A 14,563-nucleotide genomic window follows, 5' to 3' on the forward strand; every position below is an offset into this window, starting at 1 on the left:
CTTCCACGCTCGGCGTGAGCGGCACGATCTTCGCCAGGTAGGCGGTGGCGTAATACAGGCCGCCGGCCAGTGCGATCGTCAGCAGGACGAAGGCATACAGGAAGATGAGCAGGAAGAGACGGGGAAGTGAGCGGCTCCGGGATGAGGCGCGCCGCGGGTTCTGGTCTTGCGGATTCTTGTTGTCCACTCTCATACCCTTTTCTGTTAGGCGACAGGTTGGACAAAGGGGCAAGAGTTTGGTTTTGCATGGCGGTCGACGATCAACGCTGCGGCGCAGCAGCGACGCGGCTTTCTGCCCTCGGGAAATATTTTTCTTCCCGTCGCGCTGTCCTACCATGACAGTGGAAAGGACAAACGATGATGCAGCCCAGCTTTTGGGAACAGGACGTGATGCTCGATGCCGACGTCATCGTGGTCGGCGCCGGCCTGGTCGGTCTGCAGACCGCGCTCGAAGTGCGCGCACGCTTGCCGCATGCACGCATCCGCGTACTGGAGCGGGGGGTGTTGCCCAGCGGCGCCTCGACCCGGAACGCAGGCTTTGCCTGCTTCGGCAGCCTCAGCGAGCTGCTGCATGACTGCGACACGATGGGCGAGTCAGCGACAGCCGCCCTCGTCGAACGGCGCTGGCAGGGCTTGCAACGCCTGCGCAAGCGCGTGGGCGATGCGGCGCTCGGTTATGAACAGCGGGGCGGATTCGAGTTGCTGCGCGAAGAAGAGCTGCCCGCGCTGGACAGTCTCGACAAGGTCAATGCATTGCTGCACCCGGTGTTTGGTCATGAGGTTTTCTACGCCGACCCGATAGCGCCGGCGCGCAGCGGTTTCGGCGCGCAGGTGCGCGTGCTGGTCGGCAATTCCCTCGAAGGCCAGCTGCACGCGGGCATGCTGATGCAGGCACTGGCCCGCCTTGCCGCGCAGCAGGACATCAGCCTGCTTGCCGGGGTTCGCGTCGTTTCTCTGGAGGAAGGGGATGGCGAAGTGCGGGTGCATGCCGCCGCACCGGCGCCGCTGACACTGCGCGCCGCGCGTGTCGCGCTTTGCACCAACGGCTTCACGCGGGAGCTGCTGCCGGAGTGCGGCATCGTTCCCGCCCGCGGGCAGGTGCTGGTGACCGAGCCGATACCCGGTTTGCCGTGGCACGGGACCTACCACCTGGATCGCGGCTTCTATTACTTCCGCAACATCGGCGAGCGCGTGCTGCTCGGCGGTGCGCGCCATCTGCACATGGCGGCGGAAGCCACGACCGAACTTGCCGTCACCGACCCGGTGCAGCAGGCGCTCGAACGCCTGTTGAACGAGCTCATCCTGCCCGGCCGCAAGGCGCGCATTGCGCAGCGCTGGGCAGGCATCATGGGTTTTACCGCGGACAAGCAGCCGCTGGTGCGGCGCGTGTCGGAACGCATCGTGCTCGGCTTCGGCTGCAACGGCATGGGCGTGGCATTGGGGGCGGACATTGCCGGGCGGACCGCCGCGCTCCTGACATGACGCTGTCAGCAGGGCTTGCTTACTCTTCCTTCTTAGTCTTGATCAGTACGCACCCGCATGAGGGTGCTTAAATCGGCGAACACCCCTGTCAACGAGCGAGCGGAGGATTGTGCAATGACGAACAAGGTAAAACCGGTGCCCGAGGGCTACCACACGCTGACGCCTTACCTGACCATCCGGAACGCGGCAGCCGCGCTGGACTTCTACAAGCGCGCCTTCGGGGCGGAAGAGACCTTCCGTGTGGCCAGCCCGGACGGCAAGGTCGGCCATGCGGAAATCCGCATCGGCGACTCGGCCATCATGCTGAGCGACGAGTTTCCCGAGATGGGCGCGCAGAGCCCGGAAACCATCGGCGGCTCGCCCGTGATGCTGCATCTGTATGTGGAAAATGTGGACGCGCTGGTTGACCAGGCGGTGCAGGCCGGCGGCAAGCTGGAGCGTCCGGTGGCGGACCAGTTCTACGGCGACCGCGGCGGCATGATCACCGATCCCTTCGGCCACAAATGGTGGATCGCCACCCACGTCGAGGATGTGCCGCCGGACGAACTGGAGCGGCGCTCGAAGGAAGCCTTCGGCGGCTCTCCTGCCTGACGTACCTGACTTACCTGAACTCCGGCGCGATCGCGACCGGTGCGCCCTCGGTGATGAGTGTTCCCTTGTCGGCGTCGCCGAAACGGTAGCTCACGGTCTTGAACAGCGGCGCGGCGGCATCCGCGAACGCCGCCGCTTCCTCGACGGCAAGCGTCTGCGCCGCGCCGCGCAGCCTGACCACGGGGCTGGCGTCCCTCGGATAGGAAAAGCGCACACCGGAACATGCCTTGTCCTGCATGCCCGGGCGGCCCGCGTGCCGCAGGTAGTCGAGGGCCTGCTCGCAGGCGGCGCGCAGGTCGCCGAGTTCGTAGGTGCCGTCCGCGCGCGGCGCCAGCGAAATGCGCGGCTGCAGCAGGTACTGCCCGACCTTGCGGTTCAGGACGATGCGGGCGTTGTCGTCATAGGCGGATTTCAGGAACGGGAACACCGCGCGCCCGGCCGCATCGAGCGGCAGGTTCAGTTGCAGCGACGGGCCGGTCAGCGTCAGGCGCGCGCCCTCCAGCGACACGCCCTTGTCCTTCGGCACCACCTGCAGATGGTGCTGGACCAGGTGCTTCGGCTTGCCGTACTTCTCGAAACGGATCATCTGCCGGTAGGCGTCGCGGTAGCTGATCCACTCGCCGTCCTGCGCCTCGTCCGCCGCGCGTGCGCCGGCCGCTCCGGTCAGCAGCAGCAGGGCGAGAAGGAATGCACGCGCGAGGGTCATGGTGTCGATCAGAAGCGATAGGCCAGCCCGGTGCGCACACCGAAGCCGGTACGGCGGTCTACATAGGGGCTGTCGGCGGCCGGGCCGGTCAGGCGGGTGGCCGACAGCTGCGAGCTCAGCAGCCAGGTATTGCTCAATTCCCAGTTCCAGTTGAGGGTGAGCTGCACGTCGCGCAGGCCGGAAGACGGCGCATAGGACACGCCGCTGCCGGAGGCAACGGGGTCGACGCCGAAGTATTCCCGCATGTAGCGCTTGTTGGCCCAGGTTGCGCCGGCCGACAGCGCGATGCGGTGATGCGCGGCGGGCGCGAAGGATTTCTGCACGCCGGCCTGCAGCAGCAAGCCATCGTGGCTTTCGCCAACGCCGTAGAGCAGGTTGCCGGTCAGGCGCAGGCTCTCGTCCAGGTAATAGTTGAGAAAGGCGCCGGCGCCGAGCGTAGAGCGGATGTCGGTAAAGCGCAAAGGCCGGCCCGAGCCGGAATCGATGCCGGGCGCGGCGGTGCCGATGAGACCGGCCGCGCCGATGCCGCCGATGCCGGAAAGCTTTTGCCTGCCCGATGCACTGCGGCCCGATTCCACGGCGGCCAGCGGCCCGTACTCCAGCGCCGGCGCATCCGACAGGTGCATGCCGAGGCTCGTCCCCGAGAGGAAAACGCCGTTGCTCCACTGGACCTGCAACAACGCAGCAGGATCCGTCTCGCGCGCGTCCGCGCCACGGTAACGCGGCGCCGATGAGACCCCGAGCCCGATGTACATGTCCCTGCTGCCGTCGGGCATCATGCGCGCGGCCGGCGTCTGGGCCGGCGCCAGCACGGGTGCGGCGGCAAGGACGAGGAGCGGGAGGAATCGCATGCGATGTCGGGCAGGGGTAACAGGGGTCACGTCGTCAAATCTCCGGGATGGCATATCCCCGGTATTGTATTGGCATTTCCCCCTGTCATCCCTTGCCTAAGCGCGCTACGGCGACGGCAGCCTGACGAATTCCACCGGCAGCGGCGAGTTCGGCAGCGTCACCAGCGCATACTGGTTGATCACCGCCGCGATGCAGGCCACCGGCCCCGGATCGAGGACCCGGTAGCCGACTTCGATGCGGTCCGGATTGCTGCGCCGGCGCACCGATTCGATGCTGGTGCTGCCGCAGGGGATCGATTCGCGTCCCATGAAAACGCCCGCTACCATTTGCTGCGAGAAATCCACCGCCGGCAGCGGCGCCTGTCCGCCGCTGTGCTCTTGCCACAGCGCGGCCCAGCCGGCCGCATCCCTGACGGCCGCAAAACGCTGCTCGGAAATATCGGACGAGAACAGCGAGGGCGCGATGCGCTCGAAGGCCACACTGCCGGGATTGCAGAATTCCGGCAAGCCCAGCGCCACCGACAGGCGCGCGCGGATGACGCGCACGGTTTCCTGCAGGCGCGACGCTTCGGGGACGACGACGCCGCAGCTCATGTCCAGCCGCTTCCTGCCGCCCTTGTGCTCGACCTCGATCCACTCGCGCCCTTCATCGGCGCAGTCCGGGCAACCGACCGTCACGTCCGGCAGGGTGTCGAAGGTGGCAAGCAGGGTTTCCCATTCCTGGCGGGTCACCGCGCCCCATACCGCGCGTTCCTGCTGCGTCGATTGCTTGCCGTCCGTGACGCGCAACGTGGCGCTGTCCTGCCGGATCTCGGCCTGGCCTTCGCACTTGTCCAGGCAGAAGCCGAATGACCAGCCGGTGCGCACCACGAGATCGGACGCGACTTCCAGTGCCGGCACGAACTCCACCGGCAGCGCCGATGCCGGGACGGTGATCAGCACCGCGTGGTTGACGACGGCGGCTGCGCACACTTCCGGCGATGGCGTCTGCTTCCATGCCACTTCGATACGCGGCGGGCCATCCTTCCGCTTGACAGTGTCGATGGCGAAGCTGTCGCAGGCGCTGCCGGCGCCGAAGAACAAGCCGATCACCATCTTCTTCGAGAAATCGACTTCCGGCGCCGGGCGGTGGACGATGCCCGGGCCGGCATGTTCGGCCCACAGCCTGTTCCATGCCTCGGCGTCGCGCACGGTGACCATGCGCCGCTCGGCGATGGCGGTCTGCGACAGCGGCGCGGAGAATTGCGCGTAAGGCACGCCGGCTTCGGACTGCGGCAGGATGTTGGAAGCCGGGGCAAAGGTGCCCGGGCCGTCCGCGGCGGCGCCCGCGCTGCCGGAACCGCCTCCGCAGCCGGCGGCGAGCAGGATGGCGGACAGTGCGGCAAGGAGAAGTCTGCTGGGGGTCATGGATGTTCTTTCCTCGGAAAGTGGGAACCTGCATGGCATCCTACGTTGCCTGTTTCGCAAAATCCCCCCGTGCCGGTCATGAAATTGTCGCGAATTTGTACTTAAATATTTCCAATCGGCATGGATCGGCTCGCTCTTATACAATTCGCGCAGGGAGAAAAATATGTACCGATTGATGCTGGTCGAAGACGACGAAAAGCTGTCGTCGCTGGTGGCCGAATATCTTGCCGGCTATGAATTTTCCGTCGACGTGGTGAACCGCGGCGACGCCGCGCTTGCGCGCTTTCGCGACACCCGGCCGGATGCCGTGGTGCTGGACCTGATGCTGCCCGGGCTGGACGGCATGGTGGTGTGCCGCCAGCTGCGCGAGATCAGCAGCGTGCCCATCCTGATCCTGACCGCGCGCGAGGATACCTACGACGAAGTGTCCGGCCTCGAACAGGGCGCCGACGACTACATCAACAAGCCGGTGCAGCCGCGCGTGCTGCTGGCCCGCCTGCGCGCGCTGCTGCGGCGCGGGCAGGCAACGGCGCGCAGCGAAGACATCGTGTTCGGCGCCTTCCAGTTGTCGCGCGAGAACCGCACGGTCACCTGGCGCGGCGAACCGGTCGTGCTCAACAGCACCGAGTTCAAGCTGCTGCTGGTGCTGGCGGAAGCAGCGGGGCAGGTCATGTCGCGCAACGAAATCTTGCTGAAGATGCGCGGCATCGAGTTCGACGGCCTGGACCGCAGCATCGACAATTGCGTCTCGCGCCTGCGCCGCAAGTTCGACGATCCGGACGCCGAGCGCATCAAGACCGTGTGGGGCGAAGGCTACCTGTTCAGCCCCTCCGCCTGGGACGCATGAACCGGATTTTTTTCCGGATCGTTCCCCTCATCCTGTTCGCCATTGCGGTCGCGGCCTTCGCGATCTATTTCGCGATCCGCCATGTGTTCGGCGACCCGCTGGAAGACATCGCGCGCAAGCAAGCCTCCGGGCCGATCTTCCTCCTAGAGCAATACATCGACCAGGCGCCGGCCGACGAATGGCTGGTGCGGCTCAACAAGGTACGCGAAGTATCCGGCCTGCGCCTGGAGCTGCTGCCGCTCGACGCTGCCCGTTCCAAGGTTGATCCGTCGCGGCACGCTGTCCTGCAGCGCGGCGAACTGGTGCTCGACATCGATGCCAAATCCTTCTACCGCCGTGTCGACCTCGCCGGCGAGCGTTATGTCGGCAGCGAGGAAGAGGTGCTGCAGGTGAGCGGCCTGCCGATCGACGTCGGGCTCGAGCTGAAGATGGAACTGCTGCGCTATGCGATCGTCGCCTTGTGCGTGCTGGTGCCGATCGGGCTCTGGTCGCGGCGGCACTGGCTGGAACTGCTCGCCCTGTCGAAAGTGGCGGACAACCTGGGGGAAGGCAGGCTGGAGGCGCGCGCGGCAACGCGCAAGGCGTCGGGACTGTTTCCGCTTGCCGCGCGCATGAACCAGATGGCGGGTCGGATCCAGGAACTGCTCGGCGCGCACAAGAACCTGCTGCATTCCGTCTCGCACGAGCTGCGCACCCCGATCACACGCATCGGCTTCGGTCTCGAACTGCTGCGCGGCGCACGCGACCGGGAAGACCTGGAAACGCGCATCCGGGTCATGGAAGACGATGTGCAGGAACTCGACGGGCTGGTCAATGAACTGCTGGACCTGGCGAAGCTGGACCAGGGACAGACGCTGCGCTGCGCACCCTTCGGGATGGAGGAGTTGTTGCGCCAGTGTGCAGGCAAGGTCGGCCATGCGCTCGGCGGCAAACAGCTGGCGCTGTCGCTGCCGGAAGGGCTGGGCATGGTGACGGGCGACCGCAAACTGATTGCGCGCGCGGTGGGCAATGTCCTGGCCAACGCCGTGAAGTATGCGAATGGCCGGGTGGCGATGTCGGCCGCGAGGTTGTCCGGGGGCAGCGTGGAAGTCGTGATCGAGGATGACGGCCCCGGCATTCCCGTCGAGGAGCGCGAGCGGGTGTTCGAAGCCTTCCACCGCCTCGACCGCAGCCGCGACCGCGCGACCGGCGGATTCGGCCTGGGGCTGGCGATCGCATCCAGGGCATTGCGCCTGCACGGCGGAAGCATCGGCGTCGACGACGCGGACGGCGGCGGCGCCCGCTTCGTCCTGCGCATCCCGGCATGCGCGGTAGCGCACCAGCAACCGCAGGGCGGGTAGAGCGGCAGCCAAACCCGTCATGCAGGCGCGAGAGGCATCTCCGTGGGTTTCGCTGCGCTCTACCCACGCTACGGTCCGTTATAAAGAACCGCCGGGTGCTTCACATGCGTTGGCGCCTAGCCGAACAGATGTAAAAAATTGGCGTCCTTGTCGGTGCCCGGAGAAACTCCGCCATTCTGCGATTTGTTCCCCAACGCGATGCTCGACCTGGTGGAGTTCACGCTCCAGCTGCTGACGTTCTCCAGCACAAGAGCGGAGTTCTTGGAGCCGCTGCTCGACGACGACAGCACGCGCTCCCTTTTTTCGGAAGCGAGTTTTTCCCGGATCTCCGCTTCCGTCATCTCGTCATCGATCATTTTGATTTGATGGAACAATTCGATCGCATCGGGCGTCGCCAGCTCACGCTTCTCATCCAAGAGTGACGTGACTTTCTCCCTGAGGAACTTTCGCGTTACCGGGTCGAGGTCGAGGATGTTCTCCGCATAGGCTGCAAGATCGAGTTTCAGGGTGCGGCTGCGTCTGTACACATCTTTCCAATTGATGACGGACTTCCAAATCGGCCGGTACTTTTCATAATGAAGGCGCTCTTTCTCGAAACCGCTTACTCGTGCCCACATGTTCGGTGGGTCGATTAAAGGCAGGAAATTGACGTTCTCGAAGGTACAGCTTGCGAGGTCGTCAAAACCCCAGCAGCTTTCAAAGTCGATCGGCCCCCGGAAATCGCAATAACTGAAACGGACCCCTCCAAAGTAAAGCCCGTGGAAGCTGACATCTTCAAACTTGACGTTCCAGAAGTTCAAAAGGACCTTTCCGTCCTGCCACGAAACGTTCCGAAAGGTACAGTCCTCAACCTGTCCCCTGCCTACGTTCATTATTCGACTGAAGTCGGCGCCCACAAAATGACTGTCGCTAAAAGTGCTAAACGACAACATTGCGCGATCGAACTTGCAGTCATGGAAGGTGCTTCGGGTAAGGAATGCGCGGGTCAGGTTGGCGTTGGAGAAACGGCAGGAGGTGAATTTGCTATCGTTGAGACACACTCTTTCCAGGCAGGCGTTTTCCATGGCGATATCGGTTGCCTCGCACCAAGTCATGCTCGAGTCCGTGAGATTCGCACTGGTGAAGTTGACGCGATCAAGACGGGTGGAAATAAAATCGCATCGTAGAAGCTTTGCATTGCTGAAATCGCATCGTGTCAGGTTAAGGTTGGACATTTTCATCTCTTTCAATTCGATGCCGGAAAAATCGACGCCGGAAAAATCCGTGCGCCCGTCTCTGACTTGTTCGATGAACGCCGATTCTCTCGCCCGTTTGTCGAGTTGCGCTTCGTTGGTGTTATCGACGCGCTGTGGCAAGGCCGCAGGCAAGTTCGAATTGAGATTGATCACTTTCCTTCCCCTGTAAACTTCAACGGCCGTGTTCGCCGATTCCGGCGGCACGGCAGTCATTTCGCCCTACTGGTGCGCTATGCGTGAAGGCGCGCAAGCAGCTCCGCGCGCCAGTGGAGCACAAATCGCTTCTGGGACGCCTCTTTTGCACCGGTCGGCTGCCAGTCCTTGACGCAGGCGTCGAACAGCGCAGCGATCGGGATCTCCGGATGACTTGCCATTTTCAGCGCGACTTGTTCCAGTATCCAGCAGGCGAGCACGCCGCACGCGTTCGGCGTGTGTCGTTGCATCGCATACCCGCAGTACACGGTATTGGCGGGACTGATCTCGTTCTTCGACAGTTTGGAAAGGTACCCCAGATATTCTTCAAAGGCATGCCTTCTTCCGCTTTCGTACACGGAGGCGTTCGTATCGAAAATATAGAAGACGGGTTTCGCACCGCGCATATCGGCGATGAAGGCCATCCAGTGATTCTTCCAATGCAACAGGGTCAGGGTCGGAACGCCGGCCAGTCTTGCCGTGTCCAGGAAAAGCTGGAATTCGTCTTTCCGGTCTTTCTCCGCTTTAGTCTCGCAGTAAAGCTGGAGGACCTCCCAATAGGCATGCACATGTGCACCAAGGACTTTCTTCCAATAGGCAAGCGACGCATTGATTTCGTATTGTTCGACTTGCCTGTCATGGTAGGAGAAGAGCAGATGGAGATTTTTAAAATTATCATCGAGAAGGGCTTCCTGGTTTAGCCTTTGTGTTTCGGCATGGGGCAGCAACGTAGCGATGGCGAGTGCCTTTTTAAACATCTCCGTTTTAAGGAAATCTTTCGACTCATCCTGGTGATTACGCCCAAAAATATACGCTTCCTTAAGGGCTGCAAGAATCTTTTCCCTGTGATGCGCGACTCGCTGTATCACCGTCTCAACGGGTTCGACGGGGGACGTAAGGATCGTCACCGTCTGTACGGCAGCGTCGACGGGCAGAACGGAAGAATGGGCCGCGCGAACGGTGCGGGGCTGTACAAATTCCTCCAGGCTTTTGTACCTGCAGCCATCGGTAGCGCTGCCTTCGTCTGTCGCCCCCGCATCGACCTTCTCTCGAAAATCAGCTGCCTCAACCTTGGCGCCGGAGTCGCACCATTTTCCATCGACGATAATGTTCGTGAGCGGACCGTCGGCGTGCGGGCGATCAGGCGCAGCAGTGTCGAGTTCGGCCTTGTCGTTCACGTCCGGGAGATTCCAGCAAAAAGTCGCTGCTCTGTAAAAGGATGAAACGATGCCCGTCATGTTGTGTTCTTCCGAGAAAAGGATGTATCGGTGGGAACTGCGATGGAATGCGCGGGGACTGGGATGCGCGAACAAGAATGTTAGAGGTGAGGGGTGGGGAGGGGAAAAATAATTATCGGATTCTGAATGCTCTTAACGGAGTGCGGGTGTGGCGCGTGTTTAGGTGATGTGGGTTTCGCTGCGCTCCGCCGATCCGGAGGTCCTTTCGTGATGGCGGGTTTCGCTTCGCTCTACCCACCCTACCGTCCTTTATAGAGAATCGTAGGGTGGGTAGAGCGCAGCGAAACCCGCCAGCGCCCCTCACGCATCCGGCTTCTTGCGCGCCGCGTCCTTCAACTCCGTATACTTCCGCGCCGATCCAAATGCCTGCTCCACCGGATAGCGCGCGGCATTCTTGGCAATCTTCGCCTGTGCCGCATCGAGCAGGTCGATGCCGGCGTCATCCGCCACCAGCAGCAGGTAGAGCAGCACGTCCGCACATTCGTCGCGCAGCGCTTCGCGGAATCCCGGATCGGACTTGAGCGCGTCGAGCTGCGCATCGGTTTTCCATTGCGTCAGTTCGAGCAGCTCGGCCGATTCCAGGTTGAGCGAAATGATCAGGTTCTTCAGCGTGTGGAACTGCTTCCAGTCGCGTTCGTCGCGGAAGGCGAGCAGTCGGGCGCGGATCGCGTCGAGGTCGGCCATCGTTTCAATCCTTCTTTTGCTGCGCTCGCAGCAGGTCTGCGAAGTCGCCCGGCGGAACCGGCTTGCTGAACAGGAAACCCTGCATCTGGTCGCAGGCATGCTCCTTCAGGAAGCTTTCCTGCTCGACGGTTTCCACGCCTTCGGCCACGACCGTCAGGTTGAGCGTCTTCCCCATCGAGATGATGGCGCCGGTGATCGCCTTGTCGCCCGGGTTGTCGACCACGTCGCGGATGAAGGAGCGGTCCACCTTGAGCGTGTCGATCGGGAAGTGCTTGAGCTGGCCGAGCGCGGAATAGCCGGCGCCGAAATCATCGATGGCGAGCCGCACGCCCATCTGCTTGATCGCCCTGAGCAGCCTCTGCGCATGCTCCGGGTTGTGCACCACCATACCTTCGGTGATCTCCAGTTCCAGCAATCCGGGCGGCATGCCCGTCTCGCGCAGGATGGCGGCGATGTCGCCAAGGAGATCCTCGTCGGCGAACTGGCGCACCGAGAGGTTGACCGCCATGCACACCGGCGGCAGACCCTCGCGCTGCCAGGCCATGTTCTGCGCGCAGGCGGTCTTGAGCACCCATTTTCCGACCGGGACAATGACGCCGATCTCTTCGGCCAGCGGGATGAACTGCGACGGCGGCACGCTGCCGAGCTCGTCGTTGGTCCAGCGCAGCAGCGCTTCCACGCCCGTGATCCTGCCGGTGGCGAGGTCGCGCTTGGCCTGGTAGTGCAGGCTGAACTCGTCGCGCTCCAGCGCGCGGCGCAGGTTGGTTTCGAGCGTGAGCCGCTCCAGCGACTGGGTGGTGATTTCCTTGGAATAGAACTGGAAATTGTTCTTGCCCTCTTCCTTGGCGAAGTACATCGCGATGTCGGCATTCTTCATCAGCGCCTGTTCGTCGTCGCCGTCGCGCGGGTACATGGCGATGCCGACGCTGGCGCTGATCCGGCATTCGCGTTCCACCAGGGTGAACGGGCGGGCGGCGGCGGCGAGCATCTTGCGGGCCACCGCCGCCACCGAATCCTCTTCCGGGGTTTCGTGCACCAGTGCCACGAACTCGTCGCCGCCGAGGCGGGCAATCATATCGCTGCTGCGCAGTGCGGCCTTGAAGCGGTCGGCGACTTCCTTGAGCAGCGTGTCGCCGGCATGGTGCCCGAGCGTATCGTTGATGTACTTGAAGCGGTCGAGGTCGATGAACAGCACCGCGAAGCGGCGATCGTAGCGCCGCGCCGTGCGGATGGCGGCGGACAGCAGCTCGCTGAACATCATGCGGTTGGGCAGGCCGGTGAGGCCGTCGTGGGTGGCGAGGTACTGGATGCGCTCTTCCGCGATCTTCTTGTCGGTGATCTCGCGCGCCACGCCGCGGTAGCCGGTGAAATCGCCGCTGCCGTCGAAGATCGGTTCGCCGCTGACGCTGACGAAATAGGGAGTGCCGCACTCCAGCGTGCGGTGGAAGATGATGTCGCGGAAGGGCTTGCGCGCGAACATCAGCTCGCGGAACGCATCCCATCCCCGTTCATGCTCGATGCGCAGGCCGGTTTCCCAGGGCGTGCGGCCGAGGAAGAAATCCCGCACCGAGGCGGCGTTCGCGTCGCGGCTTTCCATGCGGGTGAAGCGGATGTCGGCATCCTGCTCCCAGTACCAGTCCGAGGTGAGGTTGGTCAGCGAACGGAAGCGGGCCTCGCTCTCGCGCAGCGCATGCTCGACCCGGCGCCGCTCGGTGACGTCGCGCAGGATGCCGCAGAAACCGACGGGTGCCCCGCTGCTGTTGCGCACCAGCTGCACCGAGCCTTCGCCGGTCACCACGCTGCCGTCCTTGCGCAGCATCTGCCAGTCGAAGCTCTCGGTCGGGATACCGGTCTTGTAGACCCTGTTGAACACTTCGTAGATGCGGCCATGGAAGTCTGGCGGCTGCAGCTGGCGGTTGTTGCGGCCGACGATCTCGTGCGACTCGTAGCCGAGCATGCGGCAGAACGCGCTGTTGCACATCACCATGGTGCCGGCGAGGTTGACCTCGTAGTAGGCGTCCTGGATGCTCTCGATGATGCTGCGGTAGCGCCCTTCGCTCTCGCGCAGCGCCCGTTCCACACGCCGGCGCTCGGTCACGTCGCGCAGGATGCCGCGGAAGCCGACCGGTTCGCCATTGAGGTCGCGCACCAGCTGCACCGAGCCCTCGCCGACGACGATGCTGCCGTCCTTGCGGATCATTTCCCAGTCGAAGGCGTGGGCCGGAACGCCGGTGCGGAATACCTGGTTGAAGGTCTGGTAGGTGCGGGCGGCGACGTCGATCGGCTGATAGCTGCGGTTGTTGCGGCCGATCAGTTCATGCGCCTCGTAGCCGACCATGCGGCAAAAGGCGCTGTTGAGCAGGACCATGTTGCCCTGCAGGTCGACCTCGTAATACGCATCCTCGATGGTCTCCAGGATGTCACGGTATTTTTCTTCGCTCGCTCGCAGCGCTTCTTCAGCGGTGGCGCGCGCGGCAGTGGAGGTGCCTGCCGTAGTGTCTCCCCCGTCCCTCGGCCTGAAAGCCGCGAAAACCTCTTTGTCCATGCTGGGATCCCCGATCCTGAACGGCGCTGCCAGACGCTTTGCTCTGCGGCAATTATTGCATCTTGGCGCGAATAGTGCAGCCGACAGCGTAACAGGAAGCGCCTTGCCAGTGGCTCAGATATTAACGAAATGCGCCGGCTGGAAATGCGGATTCTCCCATTGGATCTGTTGCGGCGACACCGCAGCATGCCGGTTCAGCGCGTATCCGCGGGGATTGGCGACGATCCGTGTGCCCGACACCGTGTAGTCGAAGCTGTCGTGCACATGCCCATGCACCCACAGCGCCGCCTTGCCCAGCAGGGGCGTGAGGTCGCTGACGAAGCCGGCATTGAGCAGCTGGCCGGCGTAGCGCGGGTGGATGGAGCCGGGATGCGGGCCGTGATGGGTGACGACCACGGTGCGGCCGTCGAAAGGTTCGTCCAGCTTCTTCGCCAGCCAGGCACGCGATGCCTGGTGCAGGCGCTGCGCATCGGCGGCGCCGAACATGGCCTCGCCTTCCCGGATGGCACGGTGGTCGAGCAGGCGCTGTTCGCACTCCTGCATCGCAGCCTGCCGCTGCTCGGGGAATATGCCGTAATCGGTCCACAGGCAGCAGCCGAGGAAGCGGACATCGCCGAGGACATATTCGCCTTGTTCGAGGTAGTGCACCCGGCCGCCGGCGGCGGCGCGCAGCGCGCTCGTGGTTTCGCCGACGCTGCTGCCGTAGGCTTCGTGGTTGCCATGAACATAGACCACCGGCACCGGCCAGTGGGCAAATGTCTCCACCGCCGCGGTGCCGTGATGGATGTCTCCGGCAATGATGAGCACCTCGGCGCCTTCGGCGGGCTCGACGGCGCGGTAACCGGGGAAGCGGTCCTGCAGGAGGTCGAGATGGAGGTCGGACGCGTACTGGATCTTCATGGCAAGCCGGGAAGGGGACGAGAGGCTTCCATTGTACGCAAACAAAAAAAAAGCCCGCGGCCGTTGAGGGCTGCGGGCGAAATCCAACTCTCGGAGAGTCTGGAGGAGACTTCGTGGGGCGGGAAACGTTTCAAGCGCTTCCCGCACATCTTGCCGGGCGATCAGCCGCCGAAGCTGGCGCCTTTGACTTGCGTGCCCTTGGCTGCCTGGATGGCTTCGTTGCGCACTTCGTCGCGGGTACGGCTGGAAGCGACGTTGGTGTGCTCGACGAACGGGGCGCCGCCGACCGGCTGGTAGGCCAGTTCATGGCGCACTTCGGCGCGGGTCTTGGTCGAGGCAATGTTCTTGTGTTCGACGAACTCGCTGCTGGCAGCCGGCTTGGTCTCGGCCACGACTTCAGCGCGGGTGCGGCTCGACGTCACGTTGGTGTGCTCGACGAACGGGTAGGTCTGGTCGGCCAGCACGGAACCGGCGGCGGTCAGCAGGGAAACAGCGGCAATCAGGTTTTTCGCATTCATGTTTTTCTCCAAAGAAGTTAATGACTC

Annotated in this window: 14 protein-coding genes; 4 read left to right on the forward strand and 10 right to left on the reverse strand. The window is 63.4% G+C overall.

The window, feature by feature from the left end:
- Positions 1-193 (reverse strand): hypothetical protein (locus tag VFF99_RS07890; protein ID WP_325016637.1); only part of this gene is annotated, 193 nt, incomplete at its 3' end.
- Between the two features lie 164 nt (positions 194-357).
- Between VFF99_RS07890 and VFF99_RS07895 the strand changes: the two genes are divergently transcribed.
- Both VFF99_RS07895 and VFF99_RS07900 read left to right on the forward strand, forming a co-directional pair.
- Positions 358-1,482, forward strand: a complete 1,125-nt coding sequence (locus VFF99_RS07895; protein WP_325016639.1) for an FAD-dependent oxidoreductase — start codon at positions 358-360, stop codon at positions 1,480-1,482.
- A 114-nt stretch (positions 1,483-1,596) separates the two neighbouring features.
- Entirely contained in the window at positions 1,597-2,073 is a 477-nt protein-coding gene (locus tag VFF99_RS07900) for a VOC family protein (protein WP_325016640.1), read from the forward strand.
- 10 nt (positions 2,074-2,083) lie between these two features.
- On the opposite strand, the gene VFF99_RS07905 is transcribed toward VFF99_RS07900, so the two are convergent.
- From VFF99_RS07905 to VFF99_RS07915, 3 genes are all read right to left on the reverse strand, one after another.
- Positions 2,084-2,779 (reverse strand): hypothetical protein, encoded by a 696-nt coding sequence (locus VFF99_RS07905; protein WP_325016642.1) that lies wholly within the window; start codon positions 2,777-2,779, stop codon positions 2,084-2,086.
- An 8-nt stretch (positions 2,780-2,787) separates the two neighbouring features.
- Complete coding sequence (locus VFF99_RS07910) at positions 2,788-3,630, reverse strand: MipA/OmpV family protein (RefSeq protein WP_325016644.1); 843 nt, start codon at positions 3,628-3,630, stop codon at positions 2,788-2,790.
- 105 nt (positions 3,631-3,735) lie between these two features.
- Positions 3,736-5,037 carry a hypothetical protein gene (locus tag VFF99_RS07915; RefSeq protein ID WP_325016646.1) on the reverse strand — a complete coding sequence of 434 codons (1,302 nt, stop codon included), beginning with the start codon at positions 5,035-5,037 and terminating at the stop codon, positions 3,736-3,738.
- Positions 5,038-5,200: 163 nt separating this feature from the next.
- Here VFF99_RS07915 and VFF99_RS07920 point away from each other — a divergent pair, with 163 nt between their 5' ends.
- Together VFF99_RS07920 and VFF99_RS07925 are read left to right on the forward strand one after the other, a co-directional pair.
- Positions 5,201-5,884 carry a response regulator gene (locus tag VFF99_RS07920; protein ID WP_325016648.1) on the forward strand — a complete coding sequence of 228 codons (684 nt, stop codon included), beginning with the start codon at positions 5,201-5,203 and terminating at the stop codon, positions 5,882-5,884.
- Positions 5,881-7,224 (forward strand): ATP-binding protein, encoded by a 1,344-nt coding sequence (locus tag VFF99_RS07925; protein WP_325016650.1) that lies wholly within the window; start codon positions 5,881-5,883, stop codon positions 7,222-7,224. The genes VFF99_RS07920 and VFF99_RS07925 overlap by 4 nt, the downstream gene beginning before the upstream one ends.
- Positions 7,225-7,340: 116 nt before the next feature.
- On the opposite strand, the gene VFF99_RS07930 is transcribed toward VFF99_RS07925, so the two are convergent.
- The 6 genes from VFF99_RS07930 to VFF99_RS07955 all read right to left on the reverse strand — a co-directional run bounded on the left by VFF99_RS07930 (position 7,341) and on the right by VFF99_RS07955 (position 14,536).
- The gene (locus tag VFF99_RS07930) at positions 7,341-8,672 is read right to left on the reverse strand and encodes a pentapeptide repeat-containing protein (RefSeq protein ID WP_325016652.1); all 1,332 of its coding nucleotides are present in this window, start codon (positions 8,670-8,672) and stop codon (positions 7,341-7,343) included.
- Between the two features lie 17 nt (positions 8,673-8,689).
- The gene (locus VFF99_RS07935) at positions 8,690-9,889 is read right to left on the reverse strand and encodes a hypothetical protein (RefSeq protein ID WP_325016654.1); all 1,200 of its coding nucleotides are present in this window, start codon (positions 9,887-9,889) and stop codon (positions 8,690-8,692) included.
- A 300-nt stretch (positions 9,890-10,189) separates the two neighbouring features.
- Complete coding sequence (locus tag VFF99_RS07940; protein ID WP_325016656.1) at positions 10,190-10,573, reverse strand: nucleotide pyrophosphohydrolase; 384 nt, start codon at positions 10,571-10,573, stop codon at positions 10,190-10,192.
- Positions 10,574-10,577: 4 nt separating this feature from the next.
- The gene (locus VFF99_RS07945) at positions 10,578-13,118 is read right to left on the reverse strand and encodes a sensor domain-containing protein (RefSeq protein ID WP_325016657.1); all 2,541 of its coding nucleotides are present in this window, start codon (positions 13,116-13,118) and stop codon (positions 10,578-10,580) included.
- A 114-nt stretch (positions 13,119-13,232) separates the two neighbouring features.
- Positions 13,233-14,018 (reverse strand): metallophosphoesterase, encoded by a 786-nt coding sequence (locus VFF99_RS07950; RefSeq protein ID WP_325016658.1) that lies wholly within the window; start codon positions 14,016-14,018, stop codon positions 13,233-13,235.
- A gap of 161 nt (positions 14,019-14,179) precedes the next feature.
- On the reverse strand, positions 14,180-14,536 hold the full coding sequence (locus VFF99_RS07955; RefSeq protein ID WP_325016660.1) for a DUF4148 domain-containing protein: 357 nt from the start codon (positions 14,534-14,536) through the stop codon (positions 14,180-14,182).
- Between the last annotated feature and the right edge of the window lie 27 nt (positions 14,537-14,563).

The sequence above is a fragment of the Noviherbaspirillum sp. genome, assembly GCF_035654295.1.
GTDB lineage: Bacteria > Pseudomonadota > Gammaproteobacteria > Burkholderiales > Burkholderiaceae_D > Noviherbaspirillum.